The sequence below is a fragment of the Mucilaginibacter aureus genome (assembly GCF_053514885.1).
Genome location: NZ_CP170601.1, coordinates 2,671,102 through 2,689,265, shown reverse-complemented (window position 1 = coordinate 2,689,265; position 18,164 = coordinate 2,671,102). Strand labels below are relative to the sequence as shown.

The 18,164-nt window shown below is 40.4% G+C and carries 14 protein-coding genes; all 14 read right to left on the bottom strand.

Annotated features, from left to right (window positions below; translation table 11 throughout):
• Position 1: 1 nt before the first annotated feature.
• Positions 2-442: an NUDIX domain-containing protein gene (locus ACFGVR_RS11490; RefSeq protein WP_448702965.1), complete on the bottom strand. Its 441-nt coding sequence runs from the start codon at positions 440-442 to the stop codon at positions 2-4.
• On the bottom strand, positions 426-1,595 hold the full coding sequence (locus ACFGVR_RS11485) for a DegT/DnrJ/EryC1/StrS family aminotransferase (RefSeq protein WP_448702964.1): 1,170 nt from the start codon (positions 1,593-1,595) through the stop codon (positions 426-428). Before ACFGVR_RS11485 ends, ACFGVR_RS11490 begins: the two co-directional genes overlap by 17 nt.
• Before the next feature lie 11 nt (positions 1,596-1,606).
• Positions 1,607-2,554, bottom strand: a complete 948-nt coding sequence (locus ACFGVR_RS11480; RefSeq protein WP_448702963.1) for a GDP-L-fucose synthase family protein — start codon at positions 2,552-2,554, stop codon at positions 1,607-1,609.
• Positions 2,551-3,570, bottom strand: coding sequence for an NAD-dependent epimerase/dehydratase family protein (locus tag ACFGVR_RS11475; RefSeq protein ID WP_448702962.1), 1,020 nt, complete (start codon positions 3,568-3,570; stop codon positions 2,551-2,553). Before ACFGVR_RS11475 ends, ACFGVR_RS11480 begins: the two co-directional genes overlap by 4 nt.
• A 9-nt stretch (positions 3,571-3,579) precedes the next feature.
• A complete protein-coding gene (locus ACFGVR_RS11470) occupies positions 3,580-4,653 on the bottom strand; it encodes an alpha-ketoacid dehydrogenase subunit beta (protein WP_448702961.1) in 1,074 nt (357 codons plus the stop codon).
• A gap of 15 nt (positions 4,654-4,668) precedes the next feature.
• Positions 4,669-5,604, bottom strand: a complete 936-nt coding sequence (locus tag ACFGVR_RS11465) for a thiamine pyrophosphate-dependent dehydrogenase E1 component subunit alpha (protein ID WP_448702960.1) — start codon at positions 5,602-5,604, stop codon at positions 4,669-4,671.
• Complete coding sequence (locus ACFGVR_RS11460; RefSeq protein ID WP_448702959.1) at positions 5,604-6,605, bottom strand: glycosyltransferase; 1,002 nt, start codon at positions 6,603-6,605, stop codon at positions 5,604-5,606. Before ACFGVR_RS11460 ends, ACFGVR_RS11465 begins: the two co-directional genes overlap by 1 nt.
• A gap of 36 nt (positions 6,606-6,641) precedes the next feature.
• Positions 6,642-7,925 (bottom strand): ABC transporter ATP-binding protein, encoded by a 1,284-nt coding sequence (locus ACFGVR_RS11455; protein ID WP_448702958.1) that lies wholly within the window; start codon positions 7,923-7,925, stop codon positions 6,642-6,644.
• Between the two features lie 58 nt (positions 7,926-7,983).
• On the bottom strand, positions 7,984-8,844 hold the full coding sequence (locus tag ACFGVR_RS11450; protein WP_448702957.1) for an ABC transporter permease: 861 nt from the start codon (positions 8,842-8,844) through the stop codon (positions 7,984-7,986).
• Positions 8,845-8,899: 55 nt separating this feature from the next.
• On the bottom strand, positions 8,900-10,012 hold the full coding sequence (gmd, locus tag ACFGVR_RS11445) for a GDP-mannose 4,6-dehydratase (RefSeq protein WP_448702956.1): 1,113 nt from the start codon (positions 10,010-10,012) through the stop codon (positions 8,900-8,902).
• 50 nt (positions 10,013-10,062) lie between these two features.
• Positions 10,063-12,444 (bottom strand): GumC family protein, encoded by a 2,382-nt coding sequence (locus tag ACFGVR_RS11440; protein WP_448702955.1) that lies wholly within the window; start codon positions 12,442-12,444, stop codon positions 10,063-10,065.
• A 5-nt stretch (positions 12,445-12,449) separates the two neighbouring features.
• Positions 12,450-13,256 carry a polysaccharide biosynthesis/export family protein gene (locus ACFGVR_RS11435; RefSeq protein ID WP_448702954.1) on the bottom strand — a complete coding sequence of 269 codons (807 nt, stop codon included), beginning with the start codon at positions 13,254-13,256 and terminating at the stop codon, positions 12,450-12,452.
• Between the two features lie 213 nt (positions 13,257-13,469).
• Positions 13,470-13,781, bottom strand: a complete 312-nt coding sequence (locus tag ACFGVR_RS11430) for a DUF3467 domain-containing protein (protein WP_448702953.1) — start codon at positions 13,779-13,781, stop codon at positions 13,470-13,472.
• A gap of 70 nt (positions 13,782-13,851) precedes the next feature.
• Entirely contained in the window at positions 13,852-18,135 is a 4,284-nt protein-coding gene (gene rpoC, locus ACFGVR_RS11425) for a DNA-directed RNA polymerase subunit beta' (protein WP_448702952.1), read from the bottom strand.
• Between the last annotated feature and the right edge of the window lie 29 nt (positions 18,136-18,164).

Sequence of the window (18,164 nt, the reverse complement as noted above, 5' to 3'; positions counted from 1 at the left end):
CCTAAACATAGCCCAACAGTGACAGCGGGTTATTAATTCCCGGATGATAGGATTCATCCAAAGCGTTAACCCATTTAAAACCTGCGTGTAATTTGTCCACCTCTAATTCATCAATATTAACAGCATGTAACAAGCAACATACATTTACGGTATGTACATCCGTGGCCATGCCACCTTCTTGTTCAAACATGGTTTCTTCAACTGATATGATCTTTTCAAACACGCAGGTCAGATTAGTTTCTTCTTTTACTTTGCGTAAAACCGCGTCTTTGATCAATTCATTTTTATGTACGCGCCCGCCCGGAAACCAGTAAGTACCTTTAGCGGGCTCGTTATCACGTAATAGCAGCAGGCATTTTCCTCCATTTACTATCAATGCATCCACACACAAAATCGGTATGGATTTTAATATCGACTGATATAACTCAGACGGTATATTCATTAGCAAACGTGTCCTTTAAAATTTCACTTAGCTTATTAAGCCTTTCGTTATTAACAAACTGGTTGTTGCCTATGTAAATACCGTTTTCCTGAACTATTTGTGCATTTGTAAAATCGGCATAGTTGCCATATTGTTTAAAGCATGGCTGTACCAGCAGGTTACCGCTGATAATAGGGCGGCTTTCGATCTCGTTCTCGATCAGCACTTTTTTAAACAGGTCTTTATCTTTTTTATTTTTAAAGATGAACGGCAGGCAGAACGATGAAATACCCGGATTATCTACGACATACAACAGGTCGCTTATCGGGGAGATAATATCAAGGTATCTTTTGTGGTTGGCATTACGGATAGAGATGTATTTATCCAGATGTTTCAACTGCTCAATACCCAATACAGCATGCAGTTCGGTATTTCTGAAGTTGTAACCGTGCGTTACAAACAAAAAGTTAAAATCAATATCAGGATACATATCCTTATATTTTTGGTGCTTTGACGGGTGCAGTTCCCTGGCCAAACCGTGCGATCTTTTCAGGATGAAGAGATCATTCAGTTCATCATTATCAGTACAGATCGTACCGCCTTCAACTGTAGTTAAATGGTGTCCCCAGTAAAAGCTGAATGTACTGGCCACGCCAAAATTGCCGACTTTTTTACCGTTATAAGTAGCACCATGCGATTCGCAGCAATCCTCCAGTATCAGCAGGTTGTGCTTATCCGCAATCTCTTTTATCTTATCCATATTGGCCGGCAAGCCAATCAGATGAGTGATCAGGATGATCTTGGTTTTTGGCGTAATAGCGGCTTCCAGCTTATCACAATCAAAAGAAAAATCGCTCAGGTTAACATCAACAAATACTGGTGTAAGTTTGGTTTGGATAACCGATGTGATGTTGGTTGTCCAGGTAACGGCTGGCACTAATACTTCAGCACCGTCTTCCAGCTTGTAATATTCTTTTACAGCATCCATCATGATCAAATCGGCCGAACTACCCGAGTTTACATAGGTTGAATAGCCAATTTGCTGCCATGCCGACCATGCAGCTTCAAACTGCTTTACTTTTTCAAACTGTGTAAAGCGTTCAGTCGTGTTGATAAAGTTAACCAGGTATTGCTTATCAACGTCTTCGAGTATATTCTCCTGTAATTTCCACATAGTGCTTTATTTTATTGTTTAGTGTATTGAATATAGTTGTCTGAAAAATCATGGTATGCTTTCTCCAGGTCTTCATCTAAAGTGTCTTTGCTGGTCCAGCCCAACTCGGATGCGCGCGATACATCCAGTTGTTTTTTCATTGTGCCATCGGGTTTGGTAATATCAAATTGCAGCTCTCCTTCGTAACCCGAGATCTGTTTGATCTTTTGCGCCAGGTCTTTAATAGTGATGTCCTCGCCGCTGCCGATATTGATGATATCATTACCCGAGTAATTCTGCATAAAATACAAGCAGGCATCGGCCAACTGATCTGCTGAAAGCACCTCGCGTTTAGGTGTACCTGTTCCCCATAACATTACGTGGGGCACTTGATTTGCTTTTGCCTCATAAAACTTCCTGATGAGCGCTGCCACCAGGTGCGAGTTTTGCGAGTCGTAATTATCATTAATACCAAACATATTGGTTGGCATCAGGCAGATATTGTTGGTTCCGTATTGCTTGTTGTATGATAAGCACAGCTCAACTCCGGCTATTTTAGCCAGGGCGTAGGGCTTGTTTGTTTCCTCAAGCGTATCGGTAAGCAGGTAATCTTCCTTAATTGGCTGTGCCGCGTTTTTAGGATAGATACAGCTGCTGCCCAGGTACAAAAACTTTTTAACGTTGTTTTTACGTGCGGCTTCTAACGTGTTGAAGATCATGATCACGTTATTAAAAATAAAATCGCCCGGGTAAGTTTTGTTGGCCATAATACCGCCAACGGTACCTGCTGCGAAAAACACATACTCAGGTTTTTCTGTAGCAAAAAACTCATCTACCGACGCCTGGTTTCTCAAATCCAGCTCTTTCGATGTTTTTACTACCAGGTTAGTATAGCCTTCTTGCTGCAACCTTCTGTATATAGCCGATCCTACAAGGCCCTTGTGGCCCGCAACATATATTTTATCTTCTTTCTGCATCATGCATTTATATTTAAATACCAGTTGATGGTTCTTTGTAATCCTTCATCCAACTGAACATAATCCGTCTTACCAAACTCAGTCCTTACGCGGGTCATATCAAGCTGGACATCGGTTGGAGCGCCCGATACGCCTTGCGTGCTTTCAGGAACAATAACCGGAACGCCCATTATTTTACCGATACTTTGCGCCAGACCCGCAATTGATGTTTGTGAATTACCGCCAAGGTTATACACGCTTTGTGTGCCTTTAAGCAGTATATTCCACATAATCTCAACAGCATCAGCAATATAGCAATAAGTTCGCAAAGCTTCGCCTGCATCAAGCATCTCAATTTTACCCTGTAATGCTTTTTCAATAAATGACAGGATAACCCGCTTGTCACCTTTCTTTGTACCCGGTCCGTAAGTATGCGCCAGCCTTACCGAATGTGCATTTACACCCTTACTGCTGTAAGCATAACATATAGCCTCACCACCTCTTTTCCCTTCAATGTAGCAAGCTCTTGGGTGCGATGTATTGGTGGTGCCTATTTGTTCCTCGGTGTATACCTGCGTCGTTAAACCGCTGTATACCTCGCTGCTGCTTACAAATAAAAAGTGGCCACCCTTGTTCAGTTTATCAAAAAGTAAAAACGTTGAAAACGTATTCAGCTTGATGGTTTTTTCGGGCTCATCCATAAATTTGATGGGCTGTCCGTAGCCGGCTGCATGCACAATAAAATCGGCATTGGGCAAACTTTTGCAAAACTCATAGTCGGTTATATCGCCTTTAAATATCTGCAGATTTGGAAATTCGCCCTGCAACAGATAATCCGGCAGTTCCGATCTGAAAACGGCTATGGTTTTGATATCCAGTCCGCTTTCGTTCAGCAGCTTTAAGCAGGTAATAAAATATACCCCAAGCAAGCCCGAAGCTCCTGATATCAATATCGTTTTACCATGAAGAGCGTTAAAATCAATTTTATTACAAATTAACTTTGCATCCTCTTGTATGATATTTTTAACGCTTACTGTCATTATAATTTGTTAAAATGGCCCTTTAAACGATTTATAAGTCTCATTCAAAGATGTTTTGGCTACCGCTAAACCGTGATCTTTGCCTTTCACCATTTCTACTATCTTTTTGGTAAATGTATAATCATCAGGATAAAACAGGTCTTCCAGTTTTTTAGTGGTAGGGCATGGCGATGGCTGCATCCCTAAGCTCACTATAGGGCCTTTTAACATCGCCGGATCATGCTCACAAACAATTCTCGATACTTCGGCGCAAACACCATAGGCCTGCCAGCTTGTATCGGCTATAATTAAGTTACCGGTCTTTTTCACGCTATTCAATATCATTTCTTTATCAGGATGTGAGATAGAGTGCAGGTCGATAATTTCGCAATGGATATCGAGCTCTTTTGCCAGGTAATCTGCTACGCGTTGCGCTTCAATTACCATTATTGATGTTGCTACAATGGTTATATCATCACCTTTGCGTACCAATCTTGATGAAAACGGATCGTGTGCCGGTGCATTGCTATCACCATAGGTGGATTTAAAACTATAATCGTACAGCAACCTGTGCTCAATTGAAATAACCGGACCTTTATAGTGTTCTACCGCGTAGTTGTACGATTCCAGCACAGCATCAGCGCTGCTTGGCATCAATACAACCAAACCTGGTATATGCGCAAACAATGATTGTAAGCTTTGCGAGTGCTGTGCACCCTGGCCCCAGCTGCGCCCAATGATCATGCGGATCATCATGGGTACGTTAAAGTGGCCGCCGTACATGTATTTATATTTGGCAGCTGTATTCACTATCTGGCTCATGGCCAGCAAGCTAAAATCATTACGGATATGCGTTTGTATTGGGTAAAGGCCATTTAAAGCTGCTCCAATACCAATACCGGTGTTACCTTCTTCAGACAGTGGAATATCAAACACCCTGTGAGCTCCATGTTTTTCGGCAAGGTTGGTAGTACTGCCAAAGGTTCCTTTATGGTCGTCAACCCCCTGCCCCATGATAACTACACCCGGAAAACGTGTTAAGGCATCATCCATCGACGTCAGTAAAGCGTCTTTATATTTAATAACTTTTTCGTTATGTTTCATTGCAACCATCTTTGATTAATAAATATCCGTTAATAATTCTTCATCAGCAGGAACCGGGCTCTCTTCGGCAAATTTCACCGCTGCTTTTATTTCATTGTCAATTTCCTCGGTAAACTGTGCTATCAGTCCGGCATCCTGTATTAGTGGATCCTTTTGCTTCCACTGCTCAAATTCATCTTTTGAGCGGTAAGGCACATGATGGTCATCACCTATACCCACATGCTCTTTATAACGGTAGGTTTTTATCTCAACCACATAAGGGATGCTTTGCTCACGAACCTCGTTTACAATTTCTTTCATCACCTCGTTTATCTTAACAAAGTCGTAACCTTCTTCAATATAAATTGATTTTATGCCGTAACCTTTAGCATGCTCGTGAACATCAAAACTATGACGCTGACCGAGTTTGGAGTGGATAGCCAGCCCGTTATTTTCGCAAACAAAAATAACCGGCAGTTTAAACACGGCTGCAAAATTTAACGATTCGTGGTACGAACCTTCTTCTGACGCGCCATCGCCAAACACCGCTACCGACACCTGCTTTTTATTGAGTATTTTGCTGGCTAAAGCCGAACCAACCGCATTTGAAATGGTACTGGCTACCACTGCAGACGAGCCCATAAAGTTCACCTTTTTTGAAGCAAGGTGCATTGAGCCGGCTTTACCTTTGCCGCAACCTGTGGCTTTACCATACAGTTCGGCAAACATCTCATTCAGGTCGCCGCCTTTAGCTAAATAATAAGCGTGGCAACGGTACGATGTATATACCATATCGGATACAAGTAAATTATTACATATACCCACCGCAAGCGCTTCCTGACCAATTGAAAGGTGAACCGGGCTTTGAATTTTATCCGACGGATAAATTTCAACAATTTTTTCTTCTGCCAGTCTTATTCTTAATGAATCAAAGAAGAGAGCTTCATAAGAGTTTTTTACAGGTCTGTTCATTAGTTACTGATTTTATGAATTAATTTACGCATCATTAATTTTCCAAGTAAAAGCAATGTGTTTGTTTTTGCTCCATTATTATATACCGGCGAAGAGCAAATCTGGTAGGCTGTTTTTATGCCGTTGCCTTTACTCCTCGTATTTATTTTTTTCCAGATGTCTTTAACGTACGCCGCAAAAAACTGAACATTATAGAACGCCGTTGCATTATTGGCATTTAGCAGCAAGGCCAATATCTCTTCGGCTCTTTTTAGTTCGGTCTGAGTAAACTTATACTCGGGCTGTAACATATTGTAATAAAGCAAGTAGTCGGCTTCCGATAAGTTATCAACTAAAACCCTTATCCCTACTTTGGCAAACATCTGCAACTGTATCGCTTTGTTACGTGCGCTTAAATTATCGCCCTCATACAAGCAACAGGTGGTAAACTGGTCCAGGTATAAAAACAAAGTCTTTCCATCGGCAATCCTTAAAAAAAACTCATAATCCGAACACAGGTTATATTCCGGGTCGAGCTTATGCTCATCAAAAACCGATCTTCGTATTATCGTACTATCAATAATAGCTACCGACGACCCTTCTACAAACATTTCAGTACGGTCCAGCTTTTGCTCCGGCTTCCAGTAATGTATCCATCGCTGGCCATTTGCTGTTAAATAGTAATAGGTTTTTGAATATAAAACATCAAAATCAACATATCTTGCCAACTGCGCACAGTCAACAAAAAAATTAGGATATATGTAATGATCGTCTGTCATTAAAAACCCGATAAAATCAGCATCAGATGCTTTGATACCGATATTTAAAGCGTCGGTAACATTGATATCATTCTCTTTTACCCATTTTATATTGTCATATTTTGATAGGTAGCTCTTAATAATATCATGCGATCGATCGGTTGATTTCCCATCAACAATTATTAATTCCTTGTTATCATAAACCTGTTCCAAAAAACTGCCAATAGCTTCTTCAATATTCTTTTCCCCGTTGTAACAGGGCATTATTACTGATATTTTGGGGTTGTTTAACATAAGTGATTATACAGGTTGTATTGACCAGCTGCCTCCACCAATTACACAGGCCACGTTTGATGCATCCTTACCATATGGGGCCAGTAATGATCCAACTTCTGAAATATGAAATTTCAATACCTGCTCGTATGCTTTTATCGATTTTATATTTCTAAAGTGTGTGTACAGGCTTAAACTATATGCACCCGGCACCAATAAATTATCTTTAACCTCCATTTTAAGGTTATACTTTCCGGGATTTAAAGAAACCGGTACTTTGTTGGTACTGTCGGATAAGCTTGAAAAAATAACATTGACGTGGTTTGAGTTTGTTAAACAAACGCTAAACTCAACCTGTTCTATAAACTGCTGTACCTCAACTTCTACATGTACAAATATTTTATCTTCATTACTAAACGAGTTTAATAATGCACCCTTTTCGTTGTTTAAATATATTTTGCTTACATACACCTCCAGGTCTTCACGCGGAAATTCTATCTCGGTTAAATCAGGAGTATTATCGTTATCAAGATACAGGTCGATTGCTCTCGCAATATCGCCATCGTGTTTAATGGTTCCTTTATCAAGCAAAATCGCCCTGTTACAAAGTGCTTTTATAGAGGCCATGCTGTGGCTTACAAACAATACGGTACGGCCTTCGCCTTTACTTACATCGCTCATTTTGCCAAGGCATTTTTTCTGAAACTCGGCGTCGCCTACAGCTAATACTTCGTCAACTATTAAAATTTCCGACTCCAGGTGAGCGGCTACCGCGAACGCCAGCCTCACGTACATCCCCGATGAATATCTTTTTACAGGGGTATCGATATATCTTTCAACGCCGGCAAAATCAACAATCTCATCAAACTTTCGTTTGATCTCTTCTTTCCTCATGCCCAAAATGGCACCATTAAGAAATATGTTTTCTCGACCGCTTAAATCGGGGTGAAAGCCGGTGCCAACTTCCAATAAACTGGCTATCCGCCCTTTAACTTTTACGCCGCCTGTTGTAGGTTGGGTTACCCTACTTAATATTTTAAGCAAAGTGCTTTTACCGGCGCCGTTACGGCCAATAATACCCACAGCATCGCCTTGTGATATTTCAAAATTGATATCCTTAAGCGACCAAACATATTGGCTGTCGCCGGCCGTGGTTCGGTCGTTAGTTTCGCCAATTTTAAGATATGGGTCCTCTTTCCCGCGTACTGTATGCCACCAGCGGTTCAAATCGTTCACCATAGAACCGGTGCCAATTTCACCCAGGCGATATTGCTTTGAAAGATTTTCAACACTAATTACACTGTTACCCATTACGTTTAAATTTCAAATTATAGCAAGTTACTGTCTTAATTACTCCCGAATGGGACAATTAAACAGTATCCATAAATGTTTTTTCGACTTTATTGAAATAAACTGCCCCTATGATCAACACAACGATCATAAAAATGACGCTGTATATCATCTGCCCTGCATCAACCGTACCTTTACCAAACAATGAGTATCTGAATGCTTCTACTACGGGTGTTAACGGATTGATCGTTATCAACCATCTGTATGATTTGTCATTCAAATAAGATAAAGGATAGGCGATCGGGGTTACGTACATACCCAGCTGTACAGCAAAAGTGAGCAGCACTGCAAAGTCGCGGTATTTGGTAGTAAATGAAGAGATAATGATACCTAAACCTAAGCCAATACCCGCCATAAGCATTATCAGCAACGGTATGTACAGCCAATTGATTGAAAATGCAATAGGATAATTCTTAAATATGGCAAAATACAGCATCAATACCAAAAGCAGCAAAAACTGTATCCCGAACTTCACAATGTTAGATAACACTACTGACAGTGGTAGAACAAGCCTTGGGAAATACACCTTGCCAAATATGGATGCATTGGCTACAAAAGTGTTTGAGGTGTTGGTTAAACACGTTGCAAAATAGGTCCAGATGGTTATGCCTGACATATAAAACAGCATCTCTGGCTTAATGTTATCGGTCGAAATTTTTGCAATTTTCCCAAAAATCAACAAAAACATTAGCGTGGTAAATATGGGCTGGATAATATGCCACAGCGGCCCCAATATGGTTTGTTTATACTGCGCAACAAAATCACGACGTACAAACAGCCACATCAAATCACGATAATGCCACAGCTCCTTTAAATTAATACTGAGCAGGCTACTTTTTGGCTTTATCTCCAGATCCCATGATTGGGTTACATCATCCATTTCTTATTGCTTATTTTTTTATTTTATAGTACTACCAGAGATCGATAAAACCAGATTATTCAAACTGGTTTTTAATCACATAGCCAGATTCTTTCAATAATCTTTCTTTACGGAAGTGATCAACATCGGCAGCAACCATTTCGTTAACCAGCATAGCCAGGTCATATTTAGGTGTCCAGCCTAATTTGGTTTTTGATTTGGTTGGGTCACCTATCAATAGGTCAACCTCTGTTGGGCGGAAGTATTTAGGATCAACCGCTACTACCAGTTTACCTTTTTCTAACTGAAACTCCGGATTTGAGCACGATACAACATAGGCTTTTTCATCAACGCCGGTTCCTTTAAATTCAACCTCGATGCCTACTTCTTTAAATGCCATACGCACAAATTCTCTTACGCGGGTGGTTACTCCTGTTGCTATAACATAATCTTCAGGAGTATCTTGCTGCAATATCAGGTACATGGCCTCCACGTAATCTTTGGCATGTCCCCAATCGCGTTGTGCATCCAGGTTACCTAAAAACAAACAGTCCTGTAACCCTGCCGAAATTTTTGCTACAGCACGGGTTATCTTACGGGTTACAAATGTTTCACCACGTAATGGGCTTTCGTGGTTAAATAAAATACCGTTACATGCGTAAATGCCATATGCTTCGCGATAGTTAACGGTTATCCAGTAAGCATACATTTTAGCAACTGCGTATGGCGACCGTGGATAGAACGGCGTGGTTTCAGACTGAGGAACAGCCTGCACCAAACCATACAATTCTGATGTTGAAGCCTGGTATATTTTGGTCTTCTTTTCCAAGCCTAATATTCTGATGGCTTCTAATATGCGCAATGTGCCTATACCATCGGCATTGGCAGTATATTCGGGTGTATCGAAGCTTACCTTTACGTGCGACATCGCACCAAGATTATAGATCTCATCGGGCTGCACTTGTTGTATGATCCTGATCAGGTTGGTAGAATCTGACAGGTCACCATAATGAAGTTTGAATTTCACGTTGGTTTCATGCGGATCCTGATACAAATGATCTATTCTATCGGTGTTTAACAGTGAGCTTCTGCGTTTTATACCGTGTACTTCATATCCTTTTGCTAATAATAGCTCTGTAAGATAGGCACCATCCTGGCCCGTTACACCTGTTACTAATGCTTTTTTCATTATTTTTTATAGATTCTACTTTTTGATGTTATACTTAAACAAATCGGCGTTTATTTTTTTCCAAATATATTTTTAAATAGCCCCTTGCTCTCTTCCTCACTTCCATAACCATAGCCGTAACCATAGCCATAACCGTAGCCGTAACCATAGCCGTAAATTGAGTTACCTTTTTGATATTTTATATCATTAACAATGATATAGGGGTTTTTTACTTTGTTTGACTCTCTCAATTCGTTAATGAGGTCTAGTTGTGGTTTGTGCGTATATTCCTCTCTAACTACGTAAAAGGTTATATCAGCAAATTTTTCAACGAGCAAGGCATCGGTAACTATACCCACCGGAGCCGTATCAATAACAATATAATCGAAATCGCGTTTTAACTGATCTATCAATTTTTCGAGCTTAACATTCATAAGCAGCTCAGCCGGGTTAGGCGGTACCGGGCCCGATGATATCAGGAAGCAGTTTTCATTAAACCAGGTGGGCTTTAATATGCTGTGATAATCCATTTGATCTGATATCACATAATTGGTAAAACCGTTTTGGTTATCTAAACCCAGGTTTATCGAAAACTTTGGCTTGCGAAGATCGAGTTCAAGAAAAACCACTCTTTTTCCGCCCAGAGCCAATGCGCTACCCAGGTTTAAGGATAAAAATGTTTTTCCTTCGCCGCTCATGCTTGACGTGAACAGTAAGACATTTGGCTTTCCGGGGTTTACAAGATACTGCAGGTTTGTTCGTAAACTTCTAAACTGTTCTGATATGTTTGAGCGCGATTCTTTAGTTACCATCAAAGCCTCTTCTGATGTTTTATGGCCAATTTCACCAACAATAGGTATGCTTGTTTTCCGCTCAATATCATACTTGCTCATGATCTTGGTATTCAGAAACTCTTTTAAACCGATATAAATTGTTGGGATGATAATACCGAAAACCAAACCTATAAGGTAAATAACTGATTTTTTTGGTTTAAACGGATCAGGGTCGCTTTTGGCGTGTTCGATGATACGCGTATTTGAAAAGGTGGAAGTTTTGGCTATAGACGACTCTTCTTTTCTTTGCAATAAGTATTGATACAAATCCTGATGTATTGCTTGTTTATGGATAAAATCATCATAAATCCGCTGTATCTCCGGAACTTTACTTATATCTCCCTGTATAATTTGAGCCTGCTTCTTTTTCTCATTATATTCTACAAGCAAGTTGTGTTTATAATTTTCAAATCCTTTTAATAAAAGATTACGCTGGTCTACAAGTTGCCTGTCAAGGCTTTTGATTTGTGGGTTCTCATCAGTTAAAACAAGCTTTTGCCTTTGTCTTTCCAATACCAGGGCATTGTAACTATCAATAGCTGTATTTAACCCCCCAACATTTACACTCACGTTGGTTGGCACACTGTTACCGGGTTTATACAGATATTTCTGCATTTCGTTAACTATCGCTAATTGTGTACCCTGCGAATTTAACTCATCGTTATATTTAACCTGGTTTTGCATTAGCATCTGGGTTTTTGTACCCACATCCATTAAATGATTATCCTGCTTAAATTTTTGAAATTCTTTTTGTATCTCGGCTAACTGGCCGGATACCAATGCCAGCCTGCTATCAATAAACTTAATGGTACTGTCTGCAATTCTCTTTTTATTTTCAAGGTTAGCTGTCAGGTAATCCTTCATCAACTGTTCTATCACCGCCTCCCCTTTATTAGGATTGGTATAGTTATAAGTAAGAAGGATAGCTGATGATGTTTTATCGGGCGTGGAAGCATAGAAGTTCGCTAAAAAATCGGTCATGGCGTTATCTTCGGATTGGATACTAAAACCATATTGGCCAACCAGGCCGGCACCACTAATTTTGCTTCGAAGCACAAGAGTATACTGTTTTAAACGTATGCTATCGCCAAACCGGCCTTTTACCAATGGGCCACCTTTTTTATTTTCAAGGGTGAACTCATTATTATTTAAAACATTTATAATGTATGATTGCTCAACAACAGGTGAGGTAATGTAATTGATCGAAATTTTAATGGGAAATTCCTGATAAATTTCAATAGCTTTAAAATGCAATATTAAAAACGTGCGTACATTTAATTGCGTTTCTGAAACTAACTGACTAATGAGGTTGCGCGAGGTTAAGATCTCTAACTGATCATCAATATTATTTTTGGGAATACCGGCATTAAGTAACTGATCACGGACACTATTCCCCCCCGAATTAGTAGTTGGATTATCATCCTGTACTAATATTTTACCTGTAATATTCCATACCGGCGGGGTAAGACTGGCGTTAACTACCGAAAGAGAAAAACATATCAGGATACTTAGAACAAACAGATACCAATACGTTAATATTTTTGATAAAATGGCTTTAATGTCCAATCCACCATCAACGGTTGTGTTCTGCTCAGATACGTTGGTGTTAATATCGGTCATTAATTTTACAATTTAAATAAAAGTATAATTGTGGTTAATATGGATCCCATCAAGCTGTATAAGGCTAAATACCTGTTAAAGGTTTGATCAGTAGTAATACCTTTTGATCTGCTTGGGTTGGCTAATAAAACATCGTTGTTTTGCAGATAGTAATATGGAGATTTTAACACCGCACTACTTTTTAAATTCAACCTTATTGTACTTAAGGTTTTTGTACTGTCATTTTGTCGAAAAAGCAATACATCATCTCTTTGGCCGTAATCGGTTAATCCTCCACACAGCCCTATGGCATCAACCAAAGTAAATTTTTCGCTTGGTATAATATAAGCTCCCGGCTTTACAAACTCACCAACAAAGGTCACTTTAAAGCTTTTATTTTTGATTATAACAATTGGATCATTAAAATATTTAGATGCTCTTTGTTTAACCGCTGCCTGTGCCTGCTCAATAGTTAGATCCGATACCTTTATTTTACCCAATTCGGGTAACTCAACATAGCCCGCTGCGTCAACAAGGTAGCCGCTTGCATCAAAACCGAGTACCGCTGTTTGTGATGCTACAGCAGTAGTATTAACCGTATTAATAGTTTGGGTAGAAGCTAAATCAATTGTATAAACATTGATCGAGAGAACCTGATCCGGGCGTATAACCGGCACCGTAAAATTTGCAAGTTTAATAGACGCGAGCTTTGTCGAATCGGGAATATCCTGAAAATATTTAAGCTCTTTGGTAGAGCCGCAGGAGCATAAACCAATTACAATTAATGCAAAAAAAGAACTGATTAATATATTTTTTGAGGAGAGTTTAAACATGAAGTAGTCTTAAGTTTTAAATACCGGTCAAAACAACGTTTTACAGCTAATCAGGGATTTGACGCAATATACGAATTATATCTAATGCCCTCAAACAAAAACTTCAAATATTTTAAAATAAGGCTCGATAATTAATATTAATCATACTTTTTTTTGAGTTAAATTGCGATTTTAATAAATATAGCGCAATTTAATTTACTGCGAGAATAATTATTAAGCTTGCCCAACAGTACCCCCAAAATTCATCGGAAAACCAATAGGCTCATCCTGAATTTTAATGCGTCCGTTGGCAGCTTCAAATTTTTCAACGTTATCGTTTAATGCATTAAGTAATCGTTTAGCATGTTCAGGAGTTAAAATGATCCTCGATTTTACACGGGCCTTGGGTACGCCGGGCATAATACGGATAAAATCAACTACAAATTCTGAGTTTGAATGTGTTATGATGGCCAGGTTGGAGTATATACCTTCGGCTACCTCTTCTGCCAATTCAATATTTATCTGGTTGTCGTTTTCTTCTGTCATAATGGTATAAAAATAAAAAAGTCCTCTCTATAAAGAGAGGACTTTTAAAAGTTTATTTACCTGTGGTAAATTATGCTTCTACTTCTTCAGTTTTCGAAGCCATCAGGCGGTCAAATTCCTCTTTCGAGCCTACGCGTATATTTTCGTACATGCGTAAACCTGTACCCGATGGAATTAAGTGGCCAACAATTACGTTCTCTTTCAAACCTAACATCTTGTCCTTTTTACCTGCAATGGCAGCTTCGTTAAGTACCTTGGTAGTTTCCTGGAAGGAAGCCGCCGAGATGAACGATTTGGTACCTAATGATGCCCTGGTAATACCTTGAAGCATTGGGCTCGAAGTTGCCGGAATGGCATCTCTAACCTCAGCCAGTTTCATGTCTTTACGTTTTAATACTGAATTTTCATCCCTTAATTTACGTAACGAAACAATCTGACCTGCTTTCAGCGTATTTGAATCTCCCGGATCAACAATTACCTTTTTATCAAATATCTCGTCGTTCTCCAGCATAAAGTCCCAACCGTCAACTGCTTCTTTTTCTAAGAAACGGGTATCACCGGCGTCTTCGATAGTTACTTTCTGCATCATTTGGTGAACGATAACTTCGAAGTGTTTATCGTTGATCTTCACACCTTGTAAACGGTAAACTTCCTGTATACCATTAACCAGGTACTCTTGTACTGCTGCAGGGCCTTTGATAGCCAGGATATCAGCTGGTGATATCGAACCGTCAGACAATGGCATACCAGCTTTCACAAAGTCGTTATCCTGTACAAGGATGTGTTTTGACAATGGAACCAGGTATTTTTTAACCTGACCGTCTTTCGACTCAATGGTGATCTCGCGGTTACCACGTTTTACACCACCTAAAGTTACCACACCGTCAATTTCGGTTACAACGGCAGGGTTTGATGGGTTACGTGCTTCAAACAACTCGGTTACACGTGGTAAACCACCGGTGATATCGCGGGTTTTACCTGTTGAACGAGGTATTTTTGCGATAACCTGGCCTGTTTGAATTTTGTCGCCCTCATCAACTGCAATGTGCGCACCAACCGGGATGTTGTATCCTTTAACTATGTTACCTTTTTCAGTGATCTGGATAACAGGGTTTTTAGTTTTATCGCGGGTATCAATGATCACCTTTTCGCGGTGACCGGTTTGCTCGTCAGACTCTTCACGGAAGGTAATACCTTCTTGTATAGCTTCAAACTGTGCTTTACCGGCAAATTCTGAAATAATTACCGCGTTGTACGGATCCCATGAGCAGATACGATCGCCTTTGGTGATCTTGCTGCCATCTTTTACGTACAGGTATGAACCGTAAGGAATGTTGTTACTTACAATAATTTTGTTGGTACCAGCCTCGATGATCCTGAACTCGCCTGAACGACCCAAAACTACATCAACGTCACCTTCTTCGGCTTTATATGAAACGGTACGTACGTTTTCAAACTCGATAATACCATCAAACTTGGCGTTGATCTGTGATTCGGCCGCGATGTTCGATGCAGTACCACCCACGTGGAATGTACGTAACGTTAACTGTGTACCCGGCTCACCGATTGACTGTGCTGCAATTACACCAACTGCCTCACCCATTTGCACGCGTTTACCGCTTGCAAGGTTACGGCCGTAACACAATGCACAAACACCACGTTTGCTTTCGCAGGTTAATACCGAACGGATCTCGATACCTTCCAAAGGTGAGTTTTGTATTTTACGGGCTATTTCTTCTTCAATATCCTGACCTGCAGTAACCAATAATTCGTTGGTCATCGGATCGTACACATCATGCAGTGAGGTACGGCCCAAAATCCTGTCGTATAATGGTTCAACAATGTCTTCGTTGTCTTTTAATGCTGTTGTATAAATACCGCGCAGTGTACCGCAATCAACGTCGCCAACGATCATATCCTGGGCAACATCATGTAAACGACGGGTTAAGTAACCAGCATCGGCTGTTTTTAACGCCGTATCCGCCAAACCTTTACGGGCACCGTGGGTTGAGATAAAGTACTCTAATACCGACAGACCTTCTTTAAAGTTTGATAAGATCGGGTTTTCGATGATCTCGCCACCTGAACCTGATTTTTGTGGTTTAGCCATCAAACCACGCATACCGGCTAACTGACGGATCTGCTCTTTAGAACCACGTGCACCTGAATCCAACATCATGTATACCGAGTTGAAACCCTGGTTATCGTTCGACAGGATATCCATCACATTCGCGGTTAAGCGGTTGTTGATACGTGTCCAAACGTCGATGATCTGGTTGTAACGCTCGTTGTTGGTAATGAAACCCATGTTATAGTTGTTCATTACGTCTTCAACTTCTTTCGAAGCTTGTTCGATCAAGGTTACTTTTTCAGCCGGAATGTTCAAATCTTTAAGGTTGAACGACAAACCACCACGGAATGCCATTTGGAAACCTAATTCTTTAATATCATCCAAAAACTGTGCTGCACGTGCCATACCGGTAACTTTTACAACGTTACCAATGATATCGCGAAGCGATTTTTTAGTTAACAGCTCATTGATATAACCTACTTCTTCGGGCACGTGCTGATTAAACAATACGCGGCCAACAGTAGTATCGGTTAATTTATTGACGATGCTGCCATCGCGCTCTTTAACGTTTACTTTAACTTTGATAAAGGCATGCAGATCAACTTTTTTCTCGTTATAAGCGATGATCACTTCTTCCGGTGAGTAGAAGTTTAAGCCCTGGCCTATTACTACACGGCTATCGTCGGTTTTACGACCTTTAGTGATGTAGTATAAGCCCAAAACCATATCCTGCGAAGGAACGGTAATTGGCGTACCATTAGCCGGGTTTAAAATGTTGTGCGATGCAAGCATCAGGATCTGGGCTTCCAAAATTGCCGCGTTACCAAGTGGTACGTGCACGGCCATCTGGTCACCGTCAAAATCCGCATTGAAAGCCGTACAGGTTAAAGGATGCAACTGGATAGCTTTACCCTCGATCAGTTTAGGCTGGAACGACTGGATACCCAACCTGTGCAACGTAGGCGCACGGTTTAGTAACACAGGGTGTCCCTTTAATACGTTTTCCAAAATATCCCAAACTAACGGGTCTTTACGGTCAACGATCTTTTTAGCTGATTTTACTGTTTTTACAACACCACGCTCAATCATCTTACGGATGATAAATGGTTTGAATAGCTCGGCAGCCATATCTTTTGGTAAACCGCACTCGTGCAGTTTAAGGCTTGGCCCTACAACAATTACCGAACGTGCCGAATAATCCACACGTTTACCCAGTAAGTTTTGACGGAAACGACCTTGTTTACCTTTTAATATATCGGATAATGATTTTAACGCACGGTTACCTTCGGTTTTTACCGCGTTAACTTTACGTGAATTATCAAATAACGAGTCAACCGCTTCCTGTAACATACGTTTTTCGTTACGTAAAATTACTTCCGGTGCTTTGATCTCGATCAAACGTTTTAAACGGTTGTTACGGATAATTACACGACGGTATAGATCGTTCAAATCCGAAGTAGCGAAACGGCCACCTTCCAATGGTACTAACGGACGCAATTCGGGCGGGATAACCGGAACGATCTTAACGATCATCCACTCAGGGTTATTCTCGATACGTGTTTTAGCATCGCGGAAAGCTTCAACAACCTGTAAACGTTTTAAAGCTTCGTTTTTACGTTGTTGCGAAGTTTCGTTAGCAGCCTGGTGACGCAGATCGTACGATAACTGATCCAGATCAAGGCGTTTTAACAATTCTTCCAAAGCCTCGGCACCCATTTTGGCAACAAATTTCTGAGGATCTTTGTCGTCAAGGTACTGGTTCTCTTTTGGTAAAGTATCCAAGATATCCAAATATTCTTCCTCGGTAAGGAAGTCCATTTTGTTGATACCGTCTGCTTCTTTAATACCCGATTGGATTACTACATAACGCTCGTAATAAATGATCAGGTCAAGTTTTTTAGTTGGTAAGCCCAATAAGTAACCAATTTTATTTGGCAACGAACGGAAATACCAGATATGCGCAACAGGCACCACCAGGTTGATATGGCCCATACGCTCACGGCGAACTTTCTTTTCGGTTACTTCAACACCGCAACGGTCGCAAACAATACCTTTATAACGGATACGTTTGTATTTACCGCAATGGCACTCATAATCTTTAACCGGGCCAAAAATACGCTCACAGAATAAGCCATCACGCTCGGGCTTGTAGGTCCGGTAGTTAATGGTTTCTGGTTTTAAAACTTCGCCACTTGAACGCTCCAGTATAGACTCCGGAGAGGCCAGACTGATGGTAATGGTGGTGAAATTACTTTTGATTTTATTATCCTTTTTGTAAGACATAGCTCTTTTTGTGTTAGAGTTGTCAGTTA